The organism is Streptomyces sp. NBC_00996, from assembly GCF_045162675.1.
Lineage (GTDB): Bacteria > Actinomycetota > Actinomycetes > Streptomycetales > Streptomycetaceae > Streptomyces.
On sequence record NZ_CP108723.1, the window covers coordinates 9,369,569 to 9,394,865 of the forward strand.

Sequence of the window (25,297 nt, forward strand, 5' to 3'; positions counted from 1 at the left end):
GGATCAGTGGTTCATGAACGACGTGACGGGAAGGGCGCGCTCGACGATCCGGACGTCGCCGAGCCGGCCGTGCAGAATCTGGTCGATCTTCCCCGCGTACTCGTAGCCGCCGAGCAGCCACGGCAGACCGAGGGAGGTGAGTCCGACGGCGGAGGCGTGCGGATTGCGGGCGACCGGGCAGCCCTGGACGTACATCGTGGTGTGGGAGCCGTCGTTGACTACGGCGACGTGCCACCACTGCTCCCGGACCGTCTCGTCCCCGCCGTTCTCCGTGAGGTCGCCCAGATGTGAGAGGAAGACGATGTTCTCGTCCTTGCCGTGCTCCAGGAGGTAGCGGAGCGACGCCTCGATCGGCGCGGGGTTGATGCTCGGGCCGTCGAAGAGGTACTGGGTGTCGGGCATGACGGCGAGAGTGAAGCGGCGGCTCTCGGGGTCGGGCCGCCGGCTCGCCTCACGGGCTGCCGCCCGGGCGGCCGCGGGCAGTGCGACGGTCGTGGCCGCCGCGCCGATCAGCGCCGTGGCCCGCAGGAAATTACGTCTTCCCGCATCGGCCTGGCCGGCTTGGGCGGCGGTCTGATCGGCCTGCGTCCGGGCATGCGAAGTACACACGTCTGCTCCATCAAGGGGCGTCGAAGAGGTGGGTGCGCGAGGAGGCGTCGAGAGGTGGATGCGAGCGAGGTCAGAGCACGCGCAGCGTCCAGGACCAGCGGTGCGTACCGGTGTCGATGAGGTACTCGGGCGAGGTGTCGGGCCCGCACGAGGCGGTGCCCAGGCCCCGGTGCGCGGCGTCGATGTGCACGACGCAGCCGGGCCGCGGCACCAGTTCGTCGTGGTGGGTGGCGGCGGCCAGGTCCTCGGCGCGGTACCGGGTCACGGACACCTGGCGCGGTTCGTCCAGTGCGACCGAGAGACCGGTGGCGTCGGGCGCCGACAGCGTGAACTGTCGTACGCCGTGCCGCCCACCGCTCTCCTGCGGACGCAGATAGGGAGTGAACAGCTCGTCCACGGGCAGGCAGTGGTGGCCGACGGGCGCGCCGGCGCAGCGGTCCGGATACGACTCCCAGGGACCCGGCCCGTACCACTCCAGGACATCGAGCCCGGCGACGGTCTCGAAGACCGAGCCCACCCGCGCCACGTCGTCGAGGCCGTCCGGCAGCTCGGCCGATTCCTCGACGAGCACACCACCCTCGACGCGCGTGAACACCTGCTCATGGCGCACAATGCCTGCCCGGGTGTCGTACTCGGCGAGCACGGTGACGCTCCCTCGGCCTTCGGCCCCGGGGACCGCCATCTCGCTTCGCTCGCCGTCACGGTGGACGGCGACGACCTCGCGGACGAGCGTGTCGAGTCCCCAGGCGCGCCGGCGCACCGCGGCGCCGCCCAGCTCGTCGTTGTCGGTGGGGGTCCGCCACAGCGAGAGCACGGGCGCGGCGGTGAGCAGCGGGTGAACGAGGAGTCCGTCCTCGTCGATGTCGACGGGCTCGCCCGCCGCGGGGACGTCCTGCGAGACGTCCTCGTCCTCGAAGTCGTCCCCGCTGTCGGACGCGGCCCACAGTCGCACCTGTGGCAGGCACACCACTGTGCCGCGCGGCGCCCATGGCTCGTCGTCCGCCGTCGTCACGCGCAGCGTCAGCCACGCCTCGCCGGCGTCGTCGGGCAGCGCGAAGGGCAGCGGAACCGTGGCCGACTCGCCGGGGCCCACGTCGGGCAGCTCGGCCGGAGCCGTCAGCGTGCCGCCGTCCGCGAGCGACAGCTCCCACTCGGCGGCCAGCCATTCCAGCCCCCGGAAGTGCTGGCGGTTGGCGATGGCAGGCCCCTCGTGCTCGAAGTTCGTCAGCATGACCGGCGCCGCGATCTCCCGGTGCTCGTACATCACCGGCTTCGGGGTCCGGTCGGGGAAGACGACCCCGTCGGCGATGAACGCGCCGTCGTGGATCGCCTCGCCGAAGTCGCCGCCGTACGCCCAGCGGTGGCCCGGCGCCGCGACACCGTTGTCATACAGCCCGGCGCCACCGCGCCCGGCCGGTCTTCCGTCGTTCACGCGTTGGAGAATGCCGTGGTCCCAGAACTCCCAGATGAAGCCGCCCTGAAGCCCCGGGGTTGACTCGATGGCGGCCCAGTGGTCGGCGAGCGTGCCGTTGCTGTTGCCCATGGCGTGCGAGTACTCGCACTGGATGAGCGGCTTGGTCTGCGTCCCGGAGAGGGCGTGGGCGACACAGTCCTCGATGGGTGCGTACATGGGGCAGGCGATGTCGGACGCGACGCTCGTGTCGGCCCAGTCGAGCTTGGCCGCACCCTCGTACTGCAGCGGCCTGGTCGGGTCGTGGCGGCGCAGCCAGCCCGCGGCGGCGTCGTGATTGGCGCCGTAGTCGGACTCGTTGCCGAGGGACCAGATGACGACGGAAGGATGGTTCTTGTCGCGGAGCGCCATCCGCGCGACGCGGTCCACGAAGGCACTGGTGTAGCGCGGGTCCTCGGCGATCTCGTGCGCGTGGTCGTGCGCCTCGATGTTCGCCTCGTCCACGACGTAGAAGCCGAGCTCGTCGGCGAGGTCGAGGAGGGTCGGGTCGTTCGGGTAGTGGGCCGTGCGGATCGCGTTGAACCCGAAGCGCTTCAGCAGCTCCAGGTCCGCGCGCATGTCCTCGTACGACACCGTCCGTCCCGTCAGCGGATCGAAGTCGTGCCGGTTGATGCCCCGGATGTAGATCCGCCGGCCGTTGACGAGCAGGTCCCGGCCGCGGATCTCCACCTCGCGGAAGCCGACGCGGTGGTACGAGGTGTCGGCGACCGAACCGTCGGCGCGGTGCAGCCGTACGGTCAGGCCGTAGAGCGCGGGCGTCTCCGCAGTCCACGGGCGGACGTCGCGGACGGCCGTGGCGAGGCGTGCCTCGCCGAGGAAGTCGGAGACCCGGCCGTCCGCGGTGTTGAAACGGTCGAACTCCGCGTCCTGTGCGAGGAGTTGACCGTCCAGCTCCCCGCTGACGTGCCAGCGCTCGGGCAGCGCGCCGGAACTGCTCCGCACCTGACAGTCCACCCGCAACTCCCCGTCGAGCCGCGTCCGCACCGTCACGTCGGCCAGATACAGCGGATCGGTGGCGTACAGCAGGACCGAGCGGGTGATCCCGCCGTGCCACCACTGGTCCTGGTCCTCGATGTGCGAGGCGTCGGACCACTTCACGACGGTGAGTCGTACGGTGGTGCGCCGCCCGGGACGGGCGACCTCCGAGAGATCGAACTCCGCCGCGAGGTGGGAGTCCTTGGAGATGCCGACCGGTCGCCCGTCGACATGGACCAGCAGAACACTCTCGGCGGCTCCGACCTGGAGCACGATCCGGCGACCGGCCCACTCGGCGGGGACGTCCACGTCACGCTCGTACACGCCCGTCGGGTTGGCGGCGGGCGACGCGGGCGGGAACTCGCCCCACGGCATCCGGAAGTTGGTGTACTGGGGGAGGTCGTCGGTGCCCTGCATGGTCCAGGCGCCGGGGACCTCGATCCGGGCCCAGTCAGCGAGCGAGCCGTCGGGCGCCGGCAGCAGCTGGAACCGCCAGTCACCGTCCAGCGACAGCGCGCCCGGCCGTCGGTCCACGGCGTTCATCGGCAACCGCCCCCAGGAGGTCACCTCAGGTGCCTCCCAGGGGCGCAGGGCGATCAGGGGATCGGCGGGCAATGGTCCGCGGATCGACGGATCGGTCATCAGCGGATGGCCCCCTTGCCGAGGTCGCCGATGATCTGCTTGGCGCCGATCGCGAAGACGATCAGCAGCGGGACGAGGGCCAGCAGCGCGCCCGTCATGACCATCCCGTAGTCGGTGGTGCCGTGGACGCCGTTGAGCTGGGACAGGGCTACCTGGAGGGTCACGTTGTCCGGGTTGGTGAGGGCGATCAGCGGCCAGGCGTAGTCGTTCCACTGGCCCATGAAGGTGAAGATGCCGAGGAAGGCGAGGCCGGGCCGGACGACCGGGAGCGCCACGTGCCAGTACTGGCGCAGGAATCCGGCGCCGTCGAGCTTGGAGGCGTCGAGGAGTTCGTCGTGGATGGCGCTCTTCATGTACTGGCGCATCCAGAAGATGCCGAACGCGTTGGCCGCCGCCGGGACGACCAGTGCGGTCATCGAACCGATCCAGCCCAGCTTCGCCATGATCACGAACTGCGGGATGGCCTGGAGCTGCGCCGGCACCATGAAGATCGCCATCATCAGCGCAAAGAGCACCCGGCGCCCGGGGAACTGGAACTTGGCGAAGACGAAGGCCGCGAGGGAGTCGAAGAAGAGGACCAGGACCGTGACCGAGCCGGCCACGAGCAGGGAGTTGAACATCGACCCGAAGAAGTCGACGTTGTCGAAGAGGTGGCGGAGGTTCTCCAGGAAGTGCGAGCCGGGCAGCAGCTTCGGCGGGTAGGAGAAGATCTCGGTCGACGAGTGCGTCGACATGATCACGGCCCAGTAGAACGGGAAGACCGAGAGCAGCAGGCCGACGATCAGGACCAGGTGGAGGGCTGTGCCCCGCTGCCGCGAACCCTTGATGGATGCCATGGTGGCGGTCTCCTAGTCTTCGCCCCGGCGCTGCACCAGCCGCCAGTTGATGATCGAGAAGAGGATGACGACCAGGAAGATGCCCCAGGCGACGGCGGCGCCGTATCCGAAGTCGTTGTTGTCGAAGGTCTGCTGGAAGAAGTAGAGGACCATCGTCTGGCCCGCGTGCCCCGGACCGCCCGCGAACGACGAGTTGTTGTCCGTGGTCTGCAGCAGCACTTGCGGTTCGGAGAAGCTCTGCAGTCCGGTGACGGTGGAGATGACCAGCACGAAGAGCAGCACCGGACGCAGCAGCGGCAGCGTGATGCGGAAGAAGGTCTGCACGGGCCCGGCGCCGTCCATCCGCGCCGCCTCGTACAGCTCGCTCGGGATGGTCTGGAGCCCGGCGAGGAAGATGATCGCGTTGTAGCCGGTCCACTGCCAGGTCATCAGCGTCGCGATGGCGACCTTGATGCCCCAGGGACTGTTCAGCCACGCCACCTGGTCCAGGCCGAGCGCCTGCAACACGGCGTTCATCAGGCCGAAGTTGGTGGAGAAGACCGAGCCGAAGATGATCGCGACGGCCACGATCGAGGTGACGTTCGGCAGGAAGAACGCGAAGCGGTAGACGTTCTTGAAGCGGACCGCAGAGTTCAGCAGCACGGCCGTGACCATCGCCAGGAAGATCATGGGGAAGGTGGCAAGAGCCCAGATGATGATCGTGTTGCCGATCGCCGTCCAGAACTGGCTGTCCCCCAGCAGATAGCGGTACTGCGACAGGCCCGCGAACTCCATCGAGCCGAGCCCGTCCCAGCGATGGAAGGACAGGTAGAGCGAGAAGCCGACCGGGATCAGGCCGAAGGCGAGGAACAGGAGATAGAAGGGGGAGATCGCGGCGTACAGCCGCCAGTAGCTCAGGATGCCCTTCTTGTGATGGACGACGGGGGCACTGGTCACGACCGCCGGCGGTGTCTCGACCACGGGTGCGGTAGCCATCAGTAACTCACCCCCAGGTGGTCCGCGATGCGCCGGCACTTGCTCATGGCGTCCTTCCAGGCCTGCTTCTCGTCCTTGCCGAGGACGGAGAAGTTCCGCAGCTCGTCGTCGATCGGGGTCTTGAGCGCGATGTCGTACGGGCTGTTGTAGGCGACCGGGATCTTCTCCGCCGCCGGTCCGAAGACGTCCATGGTGATCTGGTTGCCGAAGAACGCGTCGGGTTCGCGGAGCTTCTTCAGGCCGTACGACGCCGGGGTCGAGGGGAAGAGCACCGAGTCGACGAAGCCCTGGGCCTGGTTGTCCGCGTCGAGCATCCAGGTGATCATCTCGAAGGCCTGCTCCGGCTCCCGGCACGCAGTGGTGATGGCAAGGAACGAACCGCCGATGTTCGACGGCCCGCCCGGACAGGCCGCCACCCGCCACTTGCCCTTGGTCTTCGGCGTGTTGAGCTTGATGTCGCCGGCCGCCCAGGAGGCGTTCAGCTGGCTGGGCAGCAGGCCTCGCTCGGTGGCCGATATGTTGTCCGGCGTGCCGTTGACGATCTTCGAGACCAGGCCGCGGCGGGTGGCCTCGACCGCGCGGTCCCAGGCGGTGCGCACATGCTCCTGGTCGCCGATGAAGTGCCGGTCCTTGTCGACGAACCGCTTGGTCGTCTGGTTGATCGAGATGCCGTAGATGCTGAGGGCGTCGGTGAGGATGAACGTGCCCGGGATGCGCTTGAGCTGCTCACCGGCCGCGAGGAACTTCTCCCAGGTGTCCAGCTCCTTGGACACGTCGGTCGGCTCGTAGGGCAGCCCGGCCTTCTCGAAGACGGCCGGCTGGTAGTAGTGCGCGACCGGACCGCAGTCGATCGGGAAGCCCACCATCGAGCCGTCCTCGGCGATGCCCTCGTTCCACTTCCAGGGCAGGTACTGGTCCTTCAGCTTGTCGGCGCCGAGCGTGCGCAGGTCCACGAACTGGTCGGAGTTCGGCAGGTACGAGGCCATGTCCTCGCCCTTGAGTCCGGCGATGTCCGGGATGTGGGCGCGTCCGGTCATGGTGGTCATCAGCTTCGAGCGGTAGTACCCGCCGATCTGGATGGCCTGCAGGTTCACCGAGCTGTCGTAGCGGGTCTTGGCGTCCTGGACGACCTTCGGGCTCAGCCCGCCGCTCCAATACCACATGACCATGTTCCGGCCGGTGGAACCGGTCGGAACGGCACAGCCGGTCGCCAGGCCGCCGAGCGCCGTGGCGGCCGTACCGGCCAGGCCCGCGCGCAGCAGGCTTCTTCGTGAGGGCCGCACAGCTCCCACCGCCTTTCGGTTCTTTGACGTTCTTCGACGTTCTGCGAAAGCGAGAGGTACCGATCGGGGGGTTCAGCGGGGGGTGACGGGCGCGTACTGGACGGGCGGGCCCGGGGCGGCCGGGATCCGGTCGGCCAGGAAGCCGTACGCACGCCGTAGTTCGGGGTCGCTGAGGGAGTGCCACCAGCGGTGCACGCCGTACCAGCCGGGCGCGGCGAGCGCACCGCCGTGCCGCCGCACGGACAGGCCGGCGGCCAGCACCGCGAAGCGCAGGCGTTCCTCGAGTGGCCAGCCGCCGAGCGAGGCCGCGACGAAGCTCGCGCCGAAGACGTCCCCGGCGCCCGTCGGGTCCAGGACATCGATGTCCAGTGCGGGTACGTCGGCGTACTCGCCGGTCGTCTGGTCCACGGCCACCGCGCCGTCGCCGCCTCGCGTGACGACGGCAACCGGCACCAGTTCGGAGAGGGTGCCGAGCGCCGCCACCGCACTGTCGGTACGCGTGTACGCCATCGCCTCGGCCTCGTTGGGGAGGAAGGCATGGCACAGGGAGAGCTGGTCGAGGAGGTCGGTGGACCACTGCTGGGTGGGGTCCCAGCCGACGTCGGCGTAGATCTGCGTGCCGTTCGCGGCCGCCTTGGCGAGCCAGGCGCGCGGCTCGGCCTCGATGTGCACCAGCGCGGTGCGCGCCTCGGGCGGGTCGCCCATCAGCACATCCTGCGAGTACGCGGGTTCCTGGCCGTGGGTGACCAGGGCACGGTCGTGGAAGGGGGTTCCCCCTGCTCGAGCGGGGCCGAGCGCTCGGGGGAGAGCGAGCGAGACGGTGACCGGGGTGTGCCAGCCGTCCGCGGTGCGGGAGAGCGCGAGGTCGACGCCCTCCTGGTCGGCGAGGACTTCACGGCAGTACGCGCCGTAGCGGTCGTCGCCGAAGACCGTGGCCAGGGAGGTGCGCAGGCCGAAACGGGAGGCCGCCACCGCCAGGTTGGCGATGCCGCCGGGGCTCACGCCCATGCCCTCGGTCCAGATCTCCTCACCTGGCGTCGGCGGCTTGCCCAGTCCGGTGAGGACGAGGTCGTAGAAGAGCAGCCCGGTCAGCAGGACATCGGGCCCTTCGTCGCCCACGGGCGCATCCTCTCGTCAAAAGTCTGCAAGCGGTGCACAGGATCGTGCGCGCCTCCCGGGGATTTGGCAAGAGTCGAGCAGAACTGAGCATAGAAATGATTGGGAATGACGAGTACTGTTCATGGTGTGCTGGCAGAGCGACGACATCAACTCATCCTGCGGGCCCTGCGTTCCGGCGGTCCCGCGGCCGTGACCGATCTCTCCGAACAGCTGGGCGTGAGCCCGGCCACGGTCCGCCGTGACCTGTTGAAGTTGGAGGAGGAGGGTCTGCTGACGCGGGTGCACGGCGGCGCGGTCGTGGACGAGGGCGACCAGCCCTTCGCCGAGGTCGCCGAGGTGCGGGTGCCCGAGAAGGACGCCATAGCCGCGAAGGCCGCTTCCCTCATCGAGGACGGTCAGTCCGTGCTCCTGGACATCGGCACCACCGCGTACCGGCTGGCCCGGCAGCTGCACGGCCGCAGGATCACCGTGATCACCAGCAACCTGGTGGTCTACGAGGAACTCGTGGACGACGAGGACATAGAGCTGGTGCTGCTCGGCGGGATGGTCCGCCGCGAGTACCGCTCCCTGGTCGGCTTCCTCACCGAGGACAACCTGCGCCAATTGCACGCGGACTGGCTCTTCCTCGGCACCAGCGGGGTCCGGCCGGGCGGGCAGGTGATGGACACGACCGTCGTCGAGGTGCCGGTCAAACGCGCCATGATCAAGGCCGGGGAGCGGGTGGTGCTGCTCGCCGACCGGGCCAAGTTCCCGGGGACGGGGATGGCGAAGGTCTGCGGCCCCGAGGATCTGGACGTGGTGGTGACGAACGCGCCGGTGGACGCGGCGACGCGGTCCTCCTTGGAGGAAGCGGGCGTACAAGTGGTCGTGGCGTGAGCCCTGGCTGCGCGTCCTGCGTCAATGCACGAACTGCAAAGGTGGTAATTGCGTGAGGCTGACCATTTTGGGCGGCGGCGGATTCCGCGTCCCGCTCGTGTACGGGGCGCTCCTCGGGGACCGCGCCGAGGGTCGCGTCACCCAGGTCGTGCTGCACGACCTGGACGCCGGACGGCTCTCCGCCGTGGCCCGCGTCCTCGCCGAGCAGGCGGCCGGCGTGCCCGGCGCGCCCGAGGTGACCGTCACCACCGACCTCGACGAGGCCCTGCGCGGCGCCGACTTCGTCTTCTCCGCGATTCGGGTCGGCGGTCTCGAGGGGCGCGCGGCGGACGAGCGGGTCGCCCTGGACCAGGGTGTCCTCGGGCAGGAGACGGTCGGCGCGGGCGGTATCGCGTACGGGCTGCGCACGGTGCCCGTCGCCGTCGACATCGCACAGCGGGTGGCCCGCCTCGCCCCCGAGGCCTGGGTCATCAACTTCACCAACCCCGCGGGTCTGGTCACCGAGGCCATGTCCCGCCACCTCGGCGACCGTGTGATCGGCATCTGCGACTCGCCGGTCGGCCTCGGCCGCCGTATCGCCAAGGTCCTCGGCGCCAGTCCGCGCGAGGCCTGGATCGACTACGTCGGCCTCAATCACCTCGGCTGGGTGCGCGGGCTGCGTGTCGCGGGTCGCGACGAACTCCCGCGGCTGCTCGCGGACCCGGAGCTGCTCGGCTCCTTCGAGGAGGGCAAGCTCTTCGGCCCCGAGTGGCTCCAGGCCCTGGGTGCGGTCCCGAACGAATACCTGCACTACTACTACTTCAACCGCGAAGCCGTGCGCGCCTACCAGGAGGCGGAGAAGACCCGCGGCGCGTTCCTGCGCGACCAGCAGGCCCGGTTCTACGACGAGATGAAGCGCCCGGACGCCGCCGCGCTGACCGCCTGGGACCGGACCCGCGCCGAGCGCGAGGCCACGTACATGTCCGAGAACCGGGAGGCGGCCGGCGCGGGCGAACGCGACGCGGACGACCTCTCCGGCGGTTACGAGAAGGTCGCCCTCGCCCTGATGCGGGCCATCGCCCGTGACGAGCGCACCACCCTCATCCTCAACGTCCGCAATCGCGGCACCCTCTCCGTCCTCGACACGGAGGCCGTCATCGAGGTGCCGTGCCTCGTCGACGCCAACGGCGCGCATCCCGTCGCGGTGGACCCGCTGCCGGACCACGCGACCGGGCTGGTGTGCGCGGTCAAGGCGGTGGAGCGCGAAGTGCTGTCCGCGGCCGAGTCGGGCTCGCGCACGACCGCGGTGAAGGCCTTCGCCCTGCATCCGCTCGTGGACTCCGTGAACGTGGCACGCAGACTCGTCGATGGATACACCTCGGTCCACCCTGGCCTGACGTACCTTGAGTAAGCGCTTTCCACCTCCCTGGAGACTTCTTATGCACGACGAACGCCGCCGGATCGAGGAGCGCGTAGAGCGCATCCATGACCAGCGCGTCAAGCCCGCGATATACGCCGCGTCCGTACCCTTCGAGGTCGAGGCCTGGCAGGCCCCCGGCGAGCCCGTCCCGTTCGAGGAGGCGGCGGCCGCCTCCTACAAGCCCTTCGCGATGGACACCCCGTGGGGTCCGCCGTGGGGTACGACCTGGTTCAGGATGCGCGGCCGGGTCCCGGCCGAGTGGGCGGGGAAGCGTGTCGAGGCAGTCATCGACCTGGGCTTCGTCGGCGACTGGCCGGGCAACCAGGCCGAGGCCCTCGTCCACCGCACGGACGGCACGCCGCTCAAGGCGGTCAACCCGCTCAACCACTACGTGCCGATCGGCAACCCGGTGGTGGGAGGGGAATCGGTCGACTACCTCGTCGAGGCGGCTTCGAACCCCGACATCCTCGCAGGCGACTTCGCGCGCCCGACCCCGCTCGGCGACGTCCTGACCGCCGGCGACAAGCCGCTGTACGTCTTCAAGCGGGCCGACGTCGCGATCCTCGACGAGGAGGTCTGGCACCTCGACCTGGACGTCCAGGTGCTGCGCGAGCTGATGCTCGAACTCGGCGAGCACGACCCGCGCCGCCACGAGATCACGCACACCCTGGACCGCGCGCTCGATGCGCTGGACCTGGACGACATCCCCGGCAGCGCGGCGGCTGTCCGCGAGATCCTCGCCCCGGCCCTGGCCAGGCCCGCGCATGCCAGCGCCCACCGGATCTCCGGCGTGGGCCATGCCCACATCGACTCCGCCTGGCTGTGGCCGATCCGCGAGACCAAGCGCAAGACGTCCCGCACGTTCTCCAACGTCACCGCGCTCGCCGACGAGTACGAGGAGTTCGTCTTCGCCTGCTCGCAGGCCCAGCAGTACGCGTGGGTGCGCGACAACTACCCGCAGGTGTGGGCCCGCATCCAGGAGTCCGTGAAGAAGGGGCAGTGGGCGCCGGTCGGCGGCATGTGGGTCGAGGCCGACGGCAACCTGCCAGGCGGCGAGGCGATCGCCCGCCAGCTCATCCACGGCAAGCGGTTCTTCATCGAGCACTTCGGGATCGAGACCAAGGGCGTCTGGCTGCCCGACTCCTTCGGCTACAACGCGGCCTACCCGCAGCTCGCCAAGCTCGCCGGCAACGACTGGTTCCTGACGCAGAAGATCTCCTGGAACCAGACCAACAAGTTCCCGCACCACACGTTCTGGTGGGAGGGCATCGACGGCACGCGTATCTTCACCCACTTCCCGCCGGTCGACACCTACAACGCCCGCTTCAGTGGCGAGGAGATGGCCCGCGCGACGCGCAACTACCAGGAGAAGGGCGCCGCCACGAGATCCCTGGCCCCCTTCGGCTGGGGCGACGGCGGTGGCGGCCCGACCCGCGAGATCATGGAACGGGCGCGCAGGCTGGCCGACCTGGAGGGCTCGCCCAAGGTGGTGGTCGAGCACCCCGACGCGTTCTTCGCGAAGGCCCGGGAGGAGTACCCGGACGCCCCCGTCTGGGTCGGCGAGCTCTACCTGGAGCTGCACCGCGCCACGTACACCTCCCAGGCCCGCACCAAGCAGGGCAACCGGCGCAGCGAACACAAGCTCCGCGAGGCCGAGTTGTGGGCGACGACCGCCGCGCTGCAGGCGCCGGACTACACCTACCCGTACGAGAAGCTCGACCGGCTCTGGAAGACGGTCCTGCTCCACCAGTTCCACGACATCCTGCCGGGGTCGTCGATCGCGTGGGTGCACCGGGAGGCGGAGGCGGAGTACGCGCGGGTGGCGCAGGAGCTGGAGGTGCTCACCCAGGAGGCGGTGACCGCGCTCGCAGCCACCGCCGGTAGCGGCGCCTTTGTCTTCAACACCAGCCCCTGTCGACGCGCAGAGGTCGTCCGCGCCCCGGACGGCACCCTGGCCTACACCGAGGTCCCCGCCAACGGCAGCGCCCCCCTCGGCACGGGACAGTCCCCGCACCCCGTGAAGGTCGTGGGCCGCACCCTCGAAAACGGCCTGGTCCGCGTCGAGTTGGCCGAAGACGGAACCCTCGCCTCGGTCCGCGACCTCACGGCGAACCGCGAAGTCCTGGCCGACAAGGGCAACCTGCTGCGTCTGCACACCGACCTGCCCAACTACTGGGACGCCTGGGACGTCGACAAGCACTACAAGAACCGCTACACGGACCTCCTGGACGCCGACTCGATCACGGTCGTCGACCAGGACCCGCTGCTCGGCGCGATCCGCGTGGAGCGGTCGTTCGACAAGGGCTCGAAGATCGTCCAGACGATCACCGTCCGGGCCGGCAGCCCCCGTATCGACGTCGAGACGGAGATCGACTGGCACGAGGCCGAGAAGTTCCTCAAGGCCGCCTTCCCGGTGGACATCAGGGCCCCGCACTCCTCCGCCGAGATCCAGTTCGGCCACGTCCAGCGCCCCACCCACACCAACACGAGCTGGGAGGCGGCCCGCTTCGAGGTGTACGGCCACCGCTGGGTGCACATCGGCGAACCGGGCTACGGCGTGGCGGTCATCAACGACTCGACGTACGGCCACGACGTCTCCCGCACGGTCCGCGAGGACGGCGGTACGACGACGACCGTACGGCTGTCGCTCGTGCGCGCCCCGCGCGTGCCCGACCCGGGGGCGGACCAGGGCAAGCATCGCTTCACGTACGCACTCCTCCCGGGAGCGAGTATCGAGGACGCGGTCGCGGAGGGCTACGCGCTCAACCTGCCGCTGCGGGTGGCCGATTCCGCCGGTCCCGCCGAGCCGGTGGTCTCCGTCGACGGCGAGGGCGTGACGATCGAGGCGGTCAAGCTCGCCGACGACGCCTCGGGCGATGTCGTCGTACGCCTCTACGAGTCCCGCGGCGGCCGCGCCACCGGCACCCTGCGCACCGGCTTCCCGCTCGCCGGGGCTCGGGTGACCGACCTCCTGGAGCGCCCGCTCTCGGATGCGGACACCGACGGGAACGCGTTCCCGGTCACGCTGCGTCCCTTTGAAGTGCAGACACTGCGCCTGGCCGTGGAGAAGAAGTGAGCGTGCTGCCGTGAACGTGACCGCTGTTCCCACGAAGAATTAAGAAAGCGGTAAGAGGCCTGGTCACGGCGGGTGTGCCACCCGCCGTGACCACGGCACGTTTCCTGCGCGACACCTGGAGTTCTCCCTTCCCCCCTGTGATGCGGGGGAGACGCGAGAGACGCGAGAGAAGAGAGGTGCCACCGTGCAGGACCCGCGTATGGCCGCGATCGGCAAGGGACTGAGGCGCAGGGGGAGGCTGATGGCCGAGGCGGTGCGCCCGCCGCGGCGGATCCTGGACGGCGTCCCGTCGCCCCGGGGTTCCGGGACTCCCGACGAGCGGTCGTACGTCGCCCCGCGCGCCCCGCGCCTGGTGGACTCGCCCGTCTTCGTGCTCTCCTCCGTGCGCTCCGGCTCGACGCTGCTGCGGGTCCTGCTCAACAGCCACAGCCAGATCCGGGCCCCGCACGAGATGCATCTGCGCACCGTCCACGTCCACTTGTCCCGTGACTTCACCGTGGATGCCATGAAGGCGCTCGAACTCGACAAGGACGAACTGGAACACGCCCTGTGGGACCGGCTGCTGCATCTCGAACTCACCCGCAGCGGCAAGCGGATCATCGTCGACAAGACCCCGCCGAACACCCTCGTCTGGCCCCGCCTGCACCGATGTTGGCCCAACGCCCGCTACATCGTCCTGCTCCGCCACCCGGGCGCGGTCATCACCTCGTTGACCGACCGCCGCTCGGACCCCGACCACGAGGCCATCACCGCGGAGGTCCTCGACTACAGCGAGAAGCTGGAAGAGGCCCGCCAGAACCTCGACGCCCATGTGATCACGTACGAACGGCTCACGGCCGACCCCGAGCCGACCACCCGCGGCGTCTGCGACTATCTCGGCGTCCCCTGGGAGAGCGGCATGCTCGACTACGGCACCCACGACCACGGCACCTTCCGCCCCCAGCTCGGCGACTGGAGCGACACCATCAGGTCGGGCCGCGTGCAGCCCGCCCGCGGCGCCGATCCCCAGGTTGAACTGCCGCCCCGGCTGGAGGAATTGGCGCGCGCCTGGGGATATCAGGCGGGCTGACCGGTCACCCGTCGAGCAGGGTGGCCTCCGCTCGCGCGAGCGTCGTGGGGTGGCCGAAGAGTCCGGGCAGACCACCGGTGTGCAGGAAGACGGTGCGTTGCCCCGCGGTGATGTCGCCGTCCTCGACGGCCGCGACCAGCCCCGCCATCGCGCGTCCGGTGTAGATCGGGTCGAGGACGATGCCCTCGGTGCGCGCGGCCAGGGTCAGGGCGCTCATCACCGGTTCGGTGAGCGTGCCGTACCCGTCTCCGACCTGTTCGAGCCCGATCCGCAGCGCCTGCGGCGCGCAGGGCCTGCCGGTCAGCGCGGCGGTCAGGTCCGACACCGTCCGGGCGGGGTCGGCGACAGCGCCGCAGTGCACGCCGAGCACGCGTGCGCCGCCGAGCTCGGCGACGAGCCCGGCCATGGTGCCGCCCGAGCCGAGCGCGACGACGACGTTCGCCACGTCGGGTGCCTGTCCCAGGAGTTCGCGTGCACACTCCACGTAGCCGCGGGCCCCGAGCGCGCTGGACCCTCCGAAGGGGATCAGCGCCGGGACCTCGCCCCGCCGCCGCAGCTCTTCGACCACCTGCCGCGCCCGGGACTCCAGTGCCTCGCCGTCGCCCGCCCAGACGACGGTGGCGCCGAAGAGCCCGTCGAGCGCGAGGTTGCCGGAGGCCGACGATCCCGCCGCTCCGGCGAGCACGAGGACGACACGGAGTCCCAGCCGGGCGCCCGCGGCCGCGGTCAGCCGCGCGTGGTTGCTCTGCTGCGCGCCGGTGGTCACCAGGGTGGTGGCGCCCTCCGCCAGGGCGGCCCCGCACGTCCACTCCAGCTTGCGGATCTTGTTGCCGCCGCCGCCCAGTCCGGTGAGGTCGTCGCGCTTGACCCACAGGTCGCCCGCGCCGAGACCGAGTGCGCGGGCCAGTCGGAGAGCGGGTTCGAGCGGGGTGGGCCAGCTGCCCAGTCGGGCGCGCGGCGGGGTGCTCTGATCGGAAGGCGTCGTCGTCACCTCGTGAGTATGACCGCCGCGGTCCTTGGGGCGGACCGGGTGGTGCGGTGGGTCGTCCGGGAGTCCCGGACGGCCCACCGCACGGTCGTGCCGTCAGCCGTACCTCAGCCCGTGAAGCCGGCCGTGATGGAGGTGAACTGCCAGTTGCTCTGGCTGATACCGGAGCAGTTGCTCACCACGCCGCCGCCGGGGCAGGGCCGGTCGCGGTTGACCGCCCAGTAGGCGAGCCTGGCGATGTGGTGGGAGTTCGCCCAGTCCCTGATCTGGGTCCAGATCGCCGGGGTGGTGTTCTCCTGCTGGTCGGACAGACCGTTCATGCCGGAGATGCCGATGTGGGAGTAGGCCGTCGCGTCGTCCCACCCGAAGGTCGACTTCAGCTTGGTCTTGAGCCCCTCGGTGGCGTTGACGGTGTTGCCGTACATGTCGGAGCCGCCGCCGAAGTCGAAGGGCATGATCGTGAAGACGTCGATGCCCGCGTTCAGCGACTGCGCCTGCTCGATGAGGCGGTTTCCGTAGTAGGTCGGGCCGGTAGTCGAGGTGCCGAAGGTGACGATCGTCTTCAGGCCGGGATTGTTGGCCTTGACGGTCTTCAGCGCGGTCAGGATCTTCGCTTGGACGGCCTCGTTCTCGAACTCGTCCGTGTTCTCGATGTCCATGTCGATCGCCTTGAGGCTGTAGGCGTCGATCACCTTCTGCAGCGCACCGGCGAGTGCGCTCGCCGACGAGCAGTTGGCGCCGAGCTTGCTGCCCTGCCAGCCGCCGAACGACGGGACGATGTCACCGCCCGCGGAACGGATCTGGTTGATGACGGTCTGGTCGTTGCCGCCGGTCAGCGGCCTGCTGCCGTCCCAGGCGGGGTTGCAGCCGCCCGAGTCGAGCATGAACGCCATCGTGTACCACTTGATCCCGGTCGAGCTCATCACCGAGGTCGCGCTCGGCGGATCGCCCCAGCCGAGGTAGAGGTAGGGCGCCGCCTGCTTGAAGCCGGTGCCGCCGCCACCGCCCGCGTTCGTCGTGACGCTCACGGAGTTGGAGGCCGCCGAGGTGTTCCCGGCCGCGTCCCGCGCCTTGACGGTGAACGTGTAGGCGGTGCTCGGCGACAGCCCGCTGACCGTGGCGCTGGTGCCCGACACGCTGAGCACCTGGTTCGAGCCGCTGTAGACGTCGTACGCACTCACGCCGACGTTGTCGCTCGACGCGCCCCACGACAGCGACACGCTCGAAGAGGTCTTGCCGGTGGAGGTCAGGTTCGTCGGAGCCGTCGGCGCCTGGGTGTCGGAGCCACCGCCGCCGCCGGGCCCGTCCAGGCTGATGTCGTCGGCGTAGTAGGTGCCCTGCGCGTACCAGCCGTGGACATAGATCTTGGCGCTGGTCTGCGAGGCACCGGTAGTGAAGGACACAGTCAGCCGGCTGTACGCCGACGGGGACGTCGTCCAGGTCGAGGCACCGCCGTCCACGCCCAGGTAGACGTAGCTGCCGCGCACCCAGCCGGAGAGGCTGTACGTCGTGTTCGGCTGGACCGAGACGGTCTGACTGCACTGGGCGTTGTCGCTCGAACTCGCCGCCCCCGCAAGGGCCTTGGAGCCGCCGTGGACGGGGCTGGAGACGACCGAGCCCAGGTTCCCGGTGCAGGTCCAGGGGGAGAGGCTGCCCGACTCGAAGCCGGGGTTGGTCAGGATGTTGGCCGCCTGGGCCGTACCGGGCAGGGCGACCGCCCCGGCCAGGGCCAGCGCGGCGGTGCCGAGCAGAGCGAAGAAGCGATGTCTGGAACGTCTGAGGTGTGTGATGCGCACGCGATCTCCCTGAAGAAATGGGGATGTTCGGGAGTGCTGAGAGGTGTGCAACCAAGTTGGTATGGACCAATCTCGCTGTCAAGATGCTGAGCGGGAATTGGTCCAGACCGGTAGGCGAGGGTGGGTCAGGCCGGTGCGATGGCCGCGGTCGCGGGTGCGGGTGCGGGTTACGTGGCGAGGGAAGGCGCGGGTTCCGTGGCCGGCGCGGGCGCGGCGGGCAGCGTCGCCGCGGGCGTGTCGGGCAGTGAGGCCGCGGGTGTGTCGGTCCGCTGCTGCGGCAGCGACACCGCGCGTACCGGACGGGGGCCCGAGACGACGGTGTAGTCCTGCCCGAGGAACGGCGGAACCACCTCGCCCGTCTCCTCGCCGAGCGCCAACTGCACTGCGGCCCAGGGGGCGTTGATGCCACACTGTGCGAGCTGGTGCAGTCCGCCCGCTGGACGGGTGTTGACGTCCATGAGCACCGGTTCGTCGCCGTACATGCGGAACTGGATGTTCGTCAGATAGTGCAGTCCGAAGGCCTCCGCGAGCAGCCGCGCGGGCTCGATCCACGAGGGGTGGAGGGTGAACCCGCGGCGGCGCCCGTTCTTGGTGCGGCCCACCGCCATACGGACCCGCCCGTCGGGCCCGGTGAGGCAGTCGACGGACACCTCCGGCTGCTCCAGGCGCGGCATCACCAGCCAGTCGACGGGGTGGTCGGCGTCGCGCAGCGCGTCCACGACCAGATCCAGCGGCACGTAAGGGCTGGGAAATCCGTTGAGGTGCATGAGCGAGAAGGGGGCGCGCGTGATCACGCGGAAGCCCACTCCGCCCGCCCCCGCCGCCGGCTTGAAGCACGCCTTGTGGCCCGCGGATTCCAGCGCCTCGACCGCCGCGACCAGCTCCTCCGCGGTGCGCACCCGCCACCACGGCGGCACCGGCACGCCCACCTCCCGGACCGCCTCATAGGCGGTGACCTTGTCCTGGAAGACAGCCACGGCCTCGGTGGGCGGAGCGAGCAGTGCCGTGCCGACCGCGGCGAACTCGGCGCGCTGCGCCACGACGGCGGCCTGGTGCAGCACCGGCACGAACACGTCGATACAGTGGCGAGTGCAGTGGTCGAGGGCGTACTCGACATACGCGCGGGGCGACAGCCCCTCGGGCTCCATGGAGGCCACGTCGGCGGCGGCCAGCACGGGAGAGTCGGGGTCGCCGTGGGTGGCATGGATCTCGACCGCGCGATGCTGCGGATTACTTCGCAGCTGATCCATGAAGAACACGTTCTCCGCGTACGTGCGGTTGAGCCAGACGCGTACGCGAGAGCCCATGCAGGCCACCTTTCACGGTTCGCGGGCACGGCGGAGCAGGCCGTGCCCGGCCAGGGGAGTGGGAGGAACACCAAGCCGCCGTACGCCAAAGGAGGTTCCTGGCGGCCGTGTTGGGGCGATCATAGGGGGCGTGGGGCCCCTGTGCTGCTACGGGCGTGTTACGGATTTCGGAAGTGCTCGACAAGAGGTCATGGACGTCGGGAACCGAAGCGGGTCGGGTCGGCGGCGGGCCGTTCTTGTCCCGTGGGGGGCGGATGTGTTCTTGTGTTTCCATTCGTCTTCTTCGGGGGTGTCACGGGTGCGGTCGACAGGCAGCGGTCACGGGAATCTGCTGGCCATCAGCGATCTGCACATCGGATACGCCGAGAACCGCGCCATCGTCGAGAAGATGCGCCCCGAGACGGACGACGACTGGCTCCTGGTCGCCGGTGACGTCGGGGAGGTCGTCGCCGACATCCGATGGGCCCTGGAGACGCTCAGCGGCCGCTTCCGCAAGGTGATCTGGGTGCCCGGAAACCACGAGCTGTGGACACACCCGAAGGATCCGGTGGAGCTGCGTGGGGTCGCCCGCTACGAGCACTTGGTGGCTCTGTGCCGGGAGTTGGGCGTCACGACGCCCGAGGATCCCTATCCGGTCTGGGACGGACCCGGCGGCCCGGCGGTCGTCGCGCCGCTCTTCCTCCTCTACGACTACTCGTTCCTGCCGCAGGGCTGCGTGACCAAGGACCAGGGGCTGACCCATGCCCACGGCACCGGGGTGATCTGCACCGACGAGCACCTGCTGCACCCAGACCCCTACCCCAGCCGCGAGGCCTGGTGCCGGGCCCGGGTCGCCGAGACCGAGCGCAGGCTTGCCGAACTGCCGGACGATCTGCCCACGATCCCGGTCAATCACTACCCGCTGGACCGTCACCCGACGGACATCCTGCGCTACCCCGAGTTCGCGATGTGGTGCGGCACCGCGCTGACCGCCGACTGGCACCACAGGTTCCGTGTCGAGGCCATGGTCTACGGTCATCTCCACATCCCGCGGACCACCTGGCACGAGGGCGTCCGGTTCGAAGAGGTCTCGGTGGGTTACCCCCGTGAATGGCGCAGACGAACGGGAACACCGGGCACGCTGCGCCGCATTCTGCCGATGGAGGTCGGAGCCGGTGATGGAGGAGCTGCTCCCGGAGTCGGTCGTGGCCGTGGAGAGCTACGGTGACGACGGGGCCGACGGGGCGACCCTGTACCCCGAGGAGCAGGCGCTCCTGACGCGCGCCGTACAGAAGCGGCGCCGCGAGTTCACCGCCGTGCGCACCTGCGCCCGGCGGGCCATGGAGAAGCTCGGGGTGCCCCCGGGGCCCGTGCTGCCGGGCGAACGCGGAGCGCCGCAGTGGCCGTCGGGCCTGATCGGCAGCATGACGCACTGCGACGGCTACAGCGCCGCCGCGCTCGCCCGCGCCTCTGATCTGGCCTCCCTCGGCATCGACGCCGAACCCCACCTGGCGCTCCCGGCGGGGGTCCTCGACGCCGTCGCCCTGCCCACCGAGGTGGGCAGGCTCGACCGGCTCGGCGCCGAGATCCCCGACATCCACTGGGACCGGCTGCTGTTCAGCGCCAAGGAGTCGGTCTACAAGGCGTGGTTCCCGCTGACCAAGAAGTGGCTGGACTTCTCCGAGGCGGACATCGACATCGTCCAGGGGCCCACGTCCGGCGGCCCCGTCCGGTCAGGGCGCTTCCACGCCCGACTCCTGGTGCCGGGACCACTGGTGGACGGCGAGCGCGTCGAAGCCTTCGACGGCCGCTGGACCGTCCGGCGAGGGTTGGTCGCGACGGTGGTCACGGTGCCTCACGCCTGAGTACGCCCTGGGCACCGTGCCGCACGTCGGGGTCCGGCGGTGGGCGGTGTGCCGGATGCCGGGGTCCGGTTGTGATCGTCGTGCTGCACGTCGGGGTCCGGCGGTGGGCGGTGTGCCGGATGCCGGGGTCCGGTTGTGATCGTCGTGCTGCACGTCGGAGTCCGGTCGTGATCGCCGTGTCTCACGCCTGAGTCGGCTCCGGGCACCAGGTGTGCAGCAGCCGGAAGAACGCCTCCTCGTTGCCCGCGAGCCCGGCCGCCGCCAGTGCGCGCTCCGCCTCGGCGAGCGCGGCGGGCGGCACCATGGGTGGTCGGCGCCCGTCCGGCGGGCTGTCGAAGGCGGCTCGTACGGTCTGCAGGAGACGGAGGTAGGCCTGCACGGCGGCGCGTTCGTGGTCGGTCAGTACGGCGGTCGGCATCGGACGGCTCTCCCCGGGTCGGCTTGTCGAAGCGGTACATGGCGGTACAAGGAGTGGTGCATGGCGGTACGTGACTCCAGCTTGCCGTCTGCCACTGACAATCCCGTTTCGGTGCCCGTCGGTTCGCCCGCTTAGCGGAGGCGAAACCTCACGGAAATCCCTTGTGGGACAGCGGCCCTAAGCTGGAAGGAAATGCTGGGGCCGCCTTCACGGCGGCCGGTGAACGGGAGGTGGGCCCGTGGTCGACGTACCGCCTCGGCGTCCGCGGCGCACCCTTCGGCTGCGCTCGGTTGGCGACGGGGAACTGCGCCTGCACCACCGCGTCGTGCACGGCTACCGGCGCGCCTACCGGATGGCGGGCGAGGGCCCGGCGCTCGTCCTGATCCACGGCATCGGCGACTCCTCGGCGACCTGGGCGGAGCTGATTCCCGATCTTGCCCGCACCCACACGGTGATCGCGCCCGACCTCCTCGGCCACGGAGCCTCCGACAAACCGCGGGCCGACTACTCGGTGGCCGCGTACGCCAACGGGGTACGCGATCTGCTGGCCGCGCTCGACATCGAGTCCGCCACCCTGGTCGGGCACTCGCTCGGCGGTGGAGTCGCCATGCAGTTCGCCTACCAGTTCCCCGAGCGCACCGAGCGGCTCATCCTGGTCAGCGCGGGCGGTGTCGGGGGCGAGGTCAACCCCGTACTGCGGGCCGTCTCGCTGCCCGGCGCGCACCTCATGCTGTCCATGCTGCGGCTGCCCGGAATGCGCTTCCAAGTGGGTCTGTTCGCCCGCCTGATGAGACTTCTCGACACCGATCTCGGCCAGGACGCACCGGAGTTGCTGACCCTCGTCGACGCGCTGCCCGACGCGACCTCCCGCAGCGCCTTCATCCGCACCCTGCGCGCCGTGGTCGACTGGCGCGGCCAGGCGGTCACCATGCTCGACCGCTGCTATCTGACGGAGGGCATGCCCACGATGCTGCTCTGGGGCGACCGGGACAGCGTGGTGCCGGTGCGCCACGCCTACCGGGCCCACCAGGCGATGCCGGGCAGCCGCCTGGAGATCTTCGAGGGCGCCGGCCACTTCCCCTTCCACAGCGACCCGGCGCGCTTCCTGGCCCTGGTGGAGGAGTTCACCGGCACCACCCACCCCGCCGACTGGAGCCGCGAGCACTGGCGGGAGCTGCTGCGTGCCGGCCGCCCCGGCACTGCGGCCGGCCGACCGGACACCGCCCAGAACCGCGCGGTGGAACGGGACCTGCGGGAGGCGAGCGAACGCAGTGCGACGTGAGAGCCGGTGTCACATCCGTGCCCGGGCAGGGATGTGACACCAGCTCTTAGGTCCACTCGCTCCCACGATGCGGTGTCAGCCTCTGGCGGGTGACTCCTCGGTGCGGACCATGGCCCGTTCCTGGTCCGTGAACGGAGGTCCGGCCAGCGGCGGGCGTTGAGGTCCGCGGAGTACCGCGAAGGCGACCTCGGGCTTGAAGAGAGCGGGGAGCGGCCCGGACAGCGTCATCACGGTGAGCAGGGCCTGGGTGACCAGCGGGCGTCCGGTCGCCGTCAGCATGAGCCGGTTCACATAGCGGCCGAGCAGATTCTGCGCGCCCCCGGGCTGTTTGCCGATCGCTCCCGGGTAACGGATGTCCGTGCCCGTCGCGAGGTCCCACGCCACGGAAACCGGCCGGGACACCGCACGCTGTGCCCGCCGCGCCAGCCCCGGTGCCCTCAGCCCGTGCTCGGCCACGAGCCCGCGCAGCGCCACGGCGCCCTGCGCCGCCACCGACATGCCGTGCCCGTAGACCGGGTTGTACGTGGCGACGGCATCGCCGAGTGCGACGAACCCCTCCGGCCAGTCCTTCACCTTCTCGAAGAAGCGCCGCCGGTTGACCGTGCTGCGGCTGAGCACGACGTCCGTCAGTGGCTCCGCGGGCGCGATCAGCTCACCCACGACGGGATGTCTGACGCCACGCGCGAACGTCTCGAACTCCTCGGCGGAAGTCGTCGGTTGACCATCGCGCGTGCCGGAGAGCGTCACCAGCCAACGGCCGCCCTCGATGGGCACGATCGTCGCGGACTGGCCCGGCACCGGCTGCGCCGCGTCGGGCTGCACGTTCACCACGGGGAAGTCCTCGGTGCCCGCGGGCGCGCGAAAGATCCGGCTGGCGTACGCGAGGCCGGAGTCCACCTCGTCCATCGGCGCCGCGGGCACGCCCAGCGCGTCGAGCCAGGTGCTCGCCCGTGAGCCGCGCCCCGAGGCGTCCACCACCAGATCGGCGTCCAGGACGAGCTCCTCGCCGTCGGACGTCCGCACCCGTACGCCCGTCACCCGGGAGGCTCCGCCCTCCAGGCCGAGGAGCTCGGTGCGCTGCAGAACGGTGACGCGCTCCTTCTTGGCGAGCTGCGCGCGCAGGACGGAGTCGAGCAGATCCCGGCTGCACGCGATCATGAACTGCATCTCGGGAAAGCGCCGCAGCCAGCCCTGCGCCGACAGGGAGACGAGGCCGGTCGGCAACGGGATGCGCCGGGCGCCCGCGGCGAGCCAGGCCTCGGTGACCCCGGGCAGCAGGTCCTCCATCGCGCGGACACCGCCGGACCACAGCAGGTGGGCGTGGCGGGCCTGGGGGAGGCCCTTGCGCGGCTCGGGCCCTTCGGGCAGCGCGTCGCGCTCGACGACGGAGACGTCGGCGTACTCGTGCAGGGCGGCCGCGGCCAGCAGGCCGGCCAGCCCGCCGCCGACGACGACGGCATGCCGGGCGGCCCCGCCCGGCTCCGGATGGTGTGCGGCGTCGGCGGATCTGTCCGGTGAAGCCGAGTCCCGGGAGGCGCTAGCTGGTTCGTTCATGGAAGTCGCTCTCTGACCTGGTCGGGGCCTGCCCTCGAGCAGCCGCGACGACGGGTGACTGACGCAGCGCGATGGACATCCGCACGAGGTCGCGCGGGCCATCGGTGTACGCGTACGCGGCGGCGGATCCATCCGCCGCCGGCGCGGCGGTGGCTGCCTCCGCCGAGCTGATGACCCTGCCTTCGGGATCGGCGGCCCTGGCCCGCACCGCCGCCGTCACCATCGCCGCGTCCGCCTCGGCCTGCGCCTGGGCGGGCGAGGAACCGGCCGCCACGGCCGCGTCATAGGCGTGGGTGCGCACCGCGGAGTCGAAGTAGGGGTACAGGCTGAGCATGCCGTCGTGGATGTCGGACTCCCGCTGGGTGACCTGGAGTTCGGCGGGGGACCACCAGGAGATCCGCACCGCCCGGTCCAGGTGCGCGGAGACCGGCTTCAGCTCGCGCCACAGCGGCCCGAGCCGGCGGTACGTCGACCAGGTGTTCCAGCTGTCCCCGAGGCGCTGGCAGGCCAGCGGGACACAGAAGCCGACCGCGGTGATCTGTGCCCCGACAGAGGCCAGCACGGGCGCCACATTGGTGCTCAGAGCGTCCAGGTTCCCGCCGTTCCAGCGGGCCACCACGGCGGTGAACTTGGCCGCCGCGTAAGGGATGTTGCACAGCGAGCCGAACGCGATGATCAGCAGGCCGGCCCGCAGCCAGCCGTGCACCTGGACCGCCCAGCGCCAGCACATGACGTTCATCGCGACGCCCGCGACGGTGAGCGACACGAGATAGAGCGCGATCATCTCGCGGATGAAGGGGGTGTTGGCGTAGTAGGTGTCGAGGTCCCTCAGGCGTTCCTCGGGGGCGTCTCCCAGGGCGAAGAACACGATCAGCGCCACGCCCACCACGCTGTACCCGGCGATCCAGCGGCGCGAGAGCCGGCGGGTCACCTCGGGCGGCCCGCCGCGCCAGTTGATGATCAGCACAAGACAGGACGCACTGAAGGCGCTGAGCAGGCAATACACCAGTGGCGCCGAGATGTTGGGGACCCCGGTGAGTTCGTTGACCTCGGCGATGGTCGGCGGGGCCGCGAAGAGGAACACCAGGCCCGCGAGCGCCAGGAGCACGCCCACGGAACGCATCAGCGGGTCGCGCCGGCCGCGAATCAGGGCGGGCCCCTTGAAGGCGATGGCTGCGCCCATGGCGACGGCAGGGAAGTAGTAGCTCGATCCGTCCATGTCCTCGAGACCTTCAGCCCTGCGGGCCGCGGTAGCCCAGGGACGCCTCGATACGGCCGGCCAGACCCTCCCGCTGCACCGGCCCGCGCAGCGACGAACCGGCGAGCCAGGTACGGCACTTGCTGGCGAGCAGCAGACCGAAGCTCTCGGCCTCCTTCTCGTCGGAGAGGTCGAAGCGGGTGCGCGCGGCCACCTTCAGTACAGTCGCCTGCAGATCCGCGCTGTCGCTCAATAAGCGGGCCGCGACGGCCGCGCCCTCGACGTGATGACTGCAGTGCCCGGCCTTCATGTGCCACAGCTCGTGGCCGAGGATCACCAACTGGTGGTCGGGCGCGGTGCGTTCCTCGATGACGACGAGGTCCTGCTCGGCCATGTCGAGCCACAGCCCGCTGGCGGTGCCCGGCGGGAACGCGGCCGTACGGAACTGGACGGGACGGCCGCGGCGTCTGCTCATCGCGTCGCACAGCGCCGCGTAGAGGTCGGCGGGTTCCGCCGGCGCCGGGAGCGAGAGCTCCGCGACCAACTCGCCGCACAGGCGGCGCATGTCCCTTCCGATGCC

General features: G+C 70.3%; 20 protein-coding genes. 7 read left to right on the forward strand and 13 right to left on the reverse strand.

Annotated features, from left to right (window positions below):
- Positions 1-3 precede the first annotated feature (3 nt).
- From OG390_RS43355 to OG390_RS43380, 6 genes are all read right to left on the reverse strand, one after another.
- Positions 4-609 (reverse strand): LamG-like jellyroll fold domain-containing protein, encoded by a 606-nt coding sequence (locus OG390_RS43355; RefSeq protein WP_406175654.1) that lies wholly within the window; start codon positions 607-609, stop codon positions 4-6.
- Between the two features lie 70 nt (positions 610-679).
- Positions 680-3,697 carry a glycoside hydrolase family 2 TIM barrel-domain containing protein gene (locus tag OG390_RS43360; protein ID WP_406175656.1) on the reverse strand — a complete coding sequence of 1,006 codons (3,018 nt, stop codon included), beginning with the start codon at positions 3,695-3,697 and terminating at the stop codon, positions 680-682.
- Positions 3,697-4,533: a carbohydrate ABC transporter permease gene (locus OG390_RS43365; protein WP_406175658.1), complete on the reverse strand. Its 837-nt coding sequence runs from the start codon at positions 4,531-4,533 to the stop codon at positions 3,697-3,699. The genes OG390_RS43360 and OG390_RS43365 overlap by 1 nt, the downstream gene beginning before the upstream one ends.
- Before the next feature lie 12 nt (positions 4,534-4,545).
- A complete protein-coding gene (locus tag OG390_RS43370) occupies positions 4,546-5,508 on the reverse strand; it encodes a carbohydrate ABC transporter permease (protein ID WP_406175660.1) in 963 nt (320 codons plus the stop codon).
- Entirely contained in the window at positions 5,508-6,791 is a 1,284-nt protein-coding gene (locus tag OG390_RS43375; protein ID WP_406175662.1) for an ABC transporter substrate-binding protein, read from the reverse strand. The genes OG390_RS43370 and OG390_RS43375 overlap by 1 nt, the downstream gene beginning before the upstream one ends.
- A 72-nt stretch (positions 6,792-6,863) precedes the next feature.
- Positions 6,864-7,910: a carbohydrate kinase family protein gene (locus OG390_RS43380; protein WP_406175664.1), complete on the reverse strand. Its 1,047-nt coding sequence runs from the start codon at positions 7,908-7,910 to the stop codon at positions 6,864-6,866.
- 126 nt (positions 7,911-8,036) lie between these two features.
- On the opposite strand from OG390_RS43380, the gene OG390_RS43385 reads away from it, so the two are divergent.
- The 4 genes from OG390_RS43385 (at position 8,037) to OG390_RS43400 (ending at position 14,330) form a co-directional block, all read left to right on the forward strand.
- Entirely contained in the window at positions 8,037-8,786 is a 750-nt protein-coding gene (locus OG390_RS43385) for a DeoR/GlpR family DNA-binding transcription regulator (RefSeq protein WP_406178218.1), read from the forward strand.
- Between the two features lie 52 nt (positions 8,787-8,838).
- On the forward strand, positions 8,839-10,176 hold the full coding sequence (locus OG390_RS43390; RefSeq protein ID WP_406175665.1) for a 6-phospho-beta-glucosidase: 1,338 nt from the start codon (positions 8,839-8,841) through the stop codon (positions 10,174-10,176).
- Between the two features lie 28 nt (positions 10,177-10,204).
- The gene (locus OG390_RS43395; RefSeq protein WP_406175667.1) at positions 10,205-13,261 is read left to right on the forward strand and encodes an alpha-mannosidase; all 3,057 of its coding nucleotides are present in this window, start codon (positions 10,205-10,207) and stop codon (positions 13,259-13,261) included.
- 199 nt (positions 13,262-13,460) lie between these two features.
- Entirely contained in the window at positions 13,461-14,330 is an 870-nt protein-coding gene (locus OG390_RS43400; protein WP_406178220.1) for a sulfotransferase family protein, read from the forward strand.
- Between the two features lie 4 nt (positions 14,331-14,334).
- On the opposite strand, the gene OG390_RS43405 is transcribed toward OG390_RS43400, so the two are convergent.
- From OG390_RS43405 to OG390_RS43415, 3 genes are all read right to left on the reverse strand, one after another.
- Positions 14,335-15,321, reverse strand: coding sequence for a D-cysteine desulfhydrase family protein (locus OG390_RS43405; RefSeq protein ID WP_406175668.1), 987 nt, complete (start codon positions 15,319-15,321; stop codon positions 14,335-14,337).
- Positions 15,322-15,425: 104 nt separating this feature from the next.
- On the reverse strand, positions 15,426-17,114 hold the full coding sequence (locus tag OG390_RS43410; protein WP_406175670.1) for a carbohydrate binding domain-containing protein: 1,689 nt from the start codon (positions 17,112-17,114) through the stop codon (positions 15,426-15,428).
- Between the two features lie 167 nt (positions 17,115-17,281).
- Positions 17,282-18,421, reverse strand: a complete 1,140-nt coding sequence (locus tag OG390_RS43415; protein ID WP_406175672.1) for an ATP-grasp domain-containing protein — start codon at positions 18,419-18,421, stop codon at positions 17,282-17,284.
- A 298-nt stretch (positions 18,422-18,719) separates the two neighbouring features.
- On the opposite strand from OG390_RS43415, the gene OG390_RS43420 reads away from it, so the two are divergent.
- The gene (locus OG390_RS43420) at positions 18,720-19,628 is read left to right on the forward strand and encodes a metallophosphoesterase family protein (RefSeq protein WP_406175674.1); all 909 of its coding nucleotides are present in this window, start codon (positions 18,720-18,722) and stop codon (positions 19,626-19,628) included.
- Positions 19,576-20,265, forward strand: coding sequence for a 4'-phosphopantetheinyl transferase (locus OG390_RS43425; protein ID WP_406175676.1), 690 nt, complete (start codon positions 19,576-19,578; stop codon positions 20,263-20,265). The genes OG390_RS43420 and OG390_RS43425 overlap by 53 nt, the downstream gene beginning before the upstream one ends.
- A 181-nt stretch (positions 20,266-20,446) precedes the next feature.
- Here OG390_RS43425 and OG390_RS43430 read toward each other — a convergent pair whose 3' ends face one another.
- A complete protein-coding gene (locus OG390_RS43430; protein WP_189190971.1) occupies positions 20,447-20,683 on the reverse strand; it encodes a hypothetical protein in 237 nt (78 codons plus the stop codon).
- Positions 20,684-20,921: 238 nt separating this feature from the next.
- Between OG390_RS43430 and OG390_RS43435 the strand changes: the two genes are divergently transcribed.
- Positions 20,922-21,965, forward strand: a complete 1,044-nt coding sequence (locus OG390_RS43435) for an alpha/beta fold hydrolase (protein ID WP_406175678.1) — start codon at positions 20,922-20,924, stop codon at positions 21,963-21,965.
- 75 nt (positions 21,966-22,040) lie between these two features.
- Here OG390_RS43435 and OG390_RS43440 read toward each other — a convergent pair whose 3' ends face one another.
- The 3 genes from OG390_RS43440 to OG390_RS43450 are packed head-to-tail and all read right to left on the reverse strand — an operon-like array spanning position 22,041 to position 25,282.
- Positions 22,041-23,519, reverse strand: coding sequence for an FAD-dependent oxidoreductase (locus OG390_RS43440; protein ID WP_406175680.1), 1,479 nt, complete (start codon positions 23,517-23,519; stop codon positions 22,041-22,043).
- Complete coding sequence (locus tag OG390_RS43445) at positions 23,503-24,738, reverse strand: MAB_1171c family putative transporter (protein ID WP_406175682.1); 1,236 nt, start codon at positions 24,736-24,738, stop codon at positions 23,503-23,505. Before OG390_RS43445 ends, OG390_RS43440 begins: the two co-directional genes overlap by 17 nt.
- A 13-nt stretch (positions 24,739-24,751) precedes the next feature.
- Positions 24,752-25,282 (reverse strand): toxin-antitoxin system, toxin component, encoded by a 531-nt coding sequence (locus tag OG390_RS43450; RefSeq protein ID WP_406178222.1) that lies wholly within the window; start codon positions 25,280-25,282, stop codon positions 24,752-24,754.
- Between the last annotated feature and the right edge of the window lie 15 nt (positions 25,283-25,297).

Coding starts and splice junctions, on each gene's coding strand:
- OG390_RS43360 (WP_406175656.1), bottom strand. CDS start 3,697: ATGACCGATCCGTCGATCCGCGGACCATTGCCCGCCGATCCCCTGATC.
- OG390_RS43365 (WP_406175658.1), bottom strand. CDS start 4,533: ATGGCATCCATCAAGGGTTCGCGGCAGCGGGGCACAGCCCTCCACCTG.
- OG390_RS43370 (WP_406175660.1), bottom strand. CDS start 5,508: ATGGCTACCGCACCCGTGGTCGAGACACCGCCGGCGGTCGTGACCAGT.
- OG390_RS43395 (WP_406175667.1), top strand. CDS start 10,205: ATGCACGACGAACGCCGCCGGATCGAGGAGCGCGTAGAGCGCATCCAT.
- OG390_RS43400 (WP_406178220.1), top strand. CDS start 13,461: ATGGCCGCGATCGGCAAGGGACTGAGGCGCAGGGGGAGGCTGATGGCC.
- OG390_RS43415 (WP_406175672.1), bottom strand. CDS start 18,421: ATGGGCTCTCGCGTACGCGTCTGGCTCAACCGCACGTACGCGGAGAAC.
- OG390_RS43430 (WP_189190971.1), bottom strand. CDS start 20,683: ATGCCGACCGCCGTACTGACCGACCACGAACGCGCCGCCGTGCAGGCC.
- OG390_RS43440 (WP_406175680.1), bottom strand. CDS start 23,519: ATGAACGAACCAGCTAGCGCCTCCCGGGACTCGGCTTCACCGGACAGA.
- OG390_RS43445 (WP_406175682.1), bottom strand. CDS start 24,738: ATGGACGGATCGAGCTACTACTTCCCTGCCGTCGCCATGGGCGCAGCC.
- OG390_RS43450 (WP_406178222.1), bottom strand. CDS start 25,282: ATGCGCCGCCTGTGCGGCGAGTTGGTCGCGGAGCTCTCGCTCCCGGCG.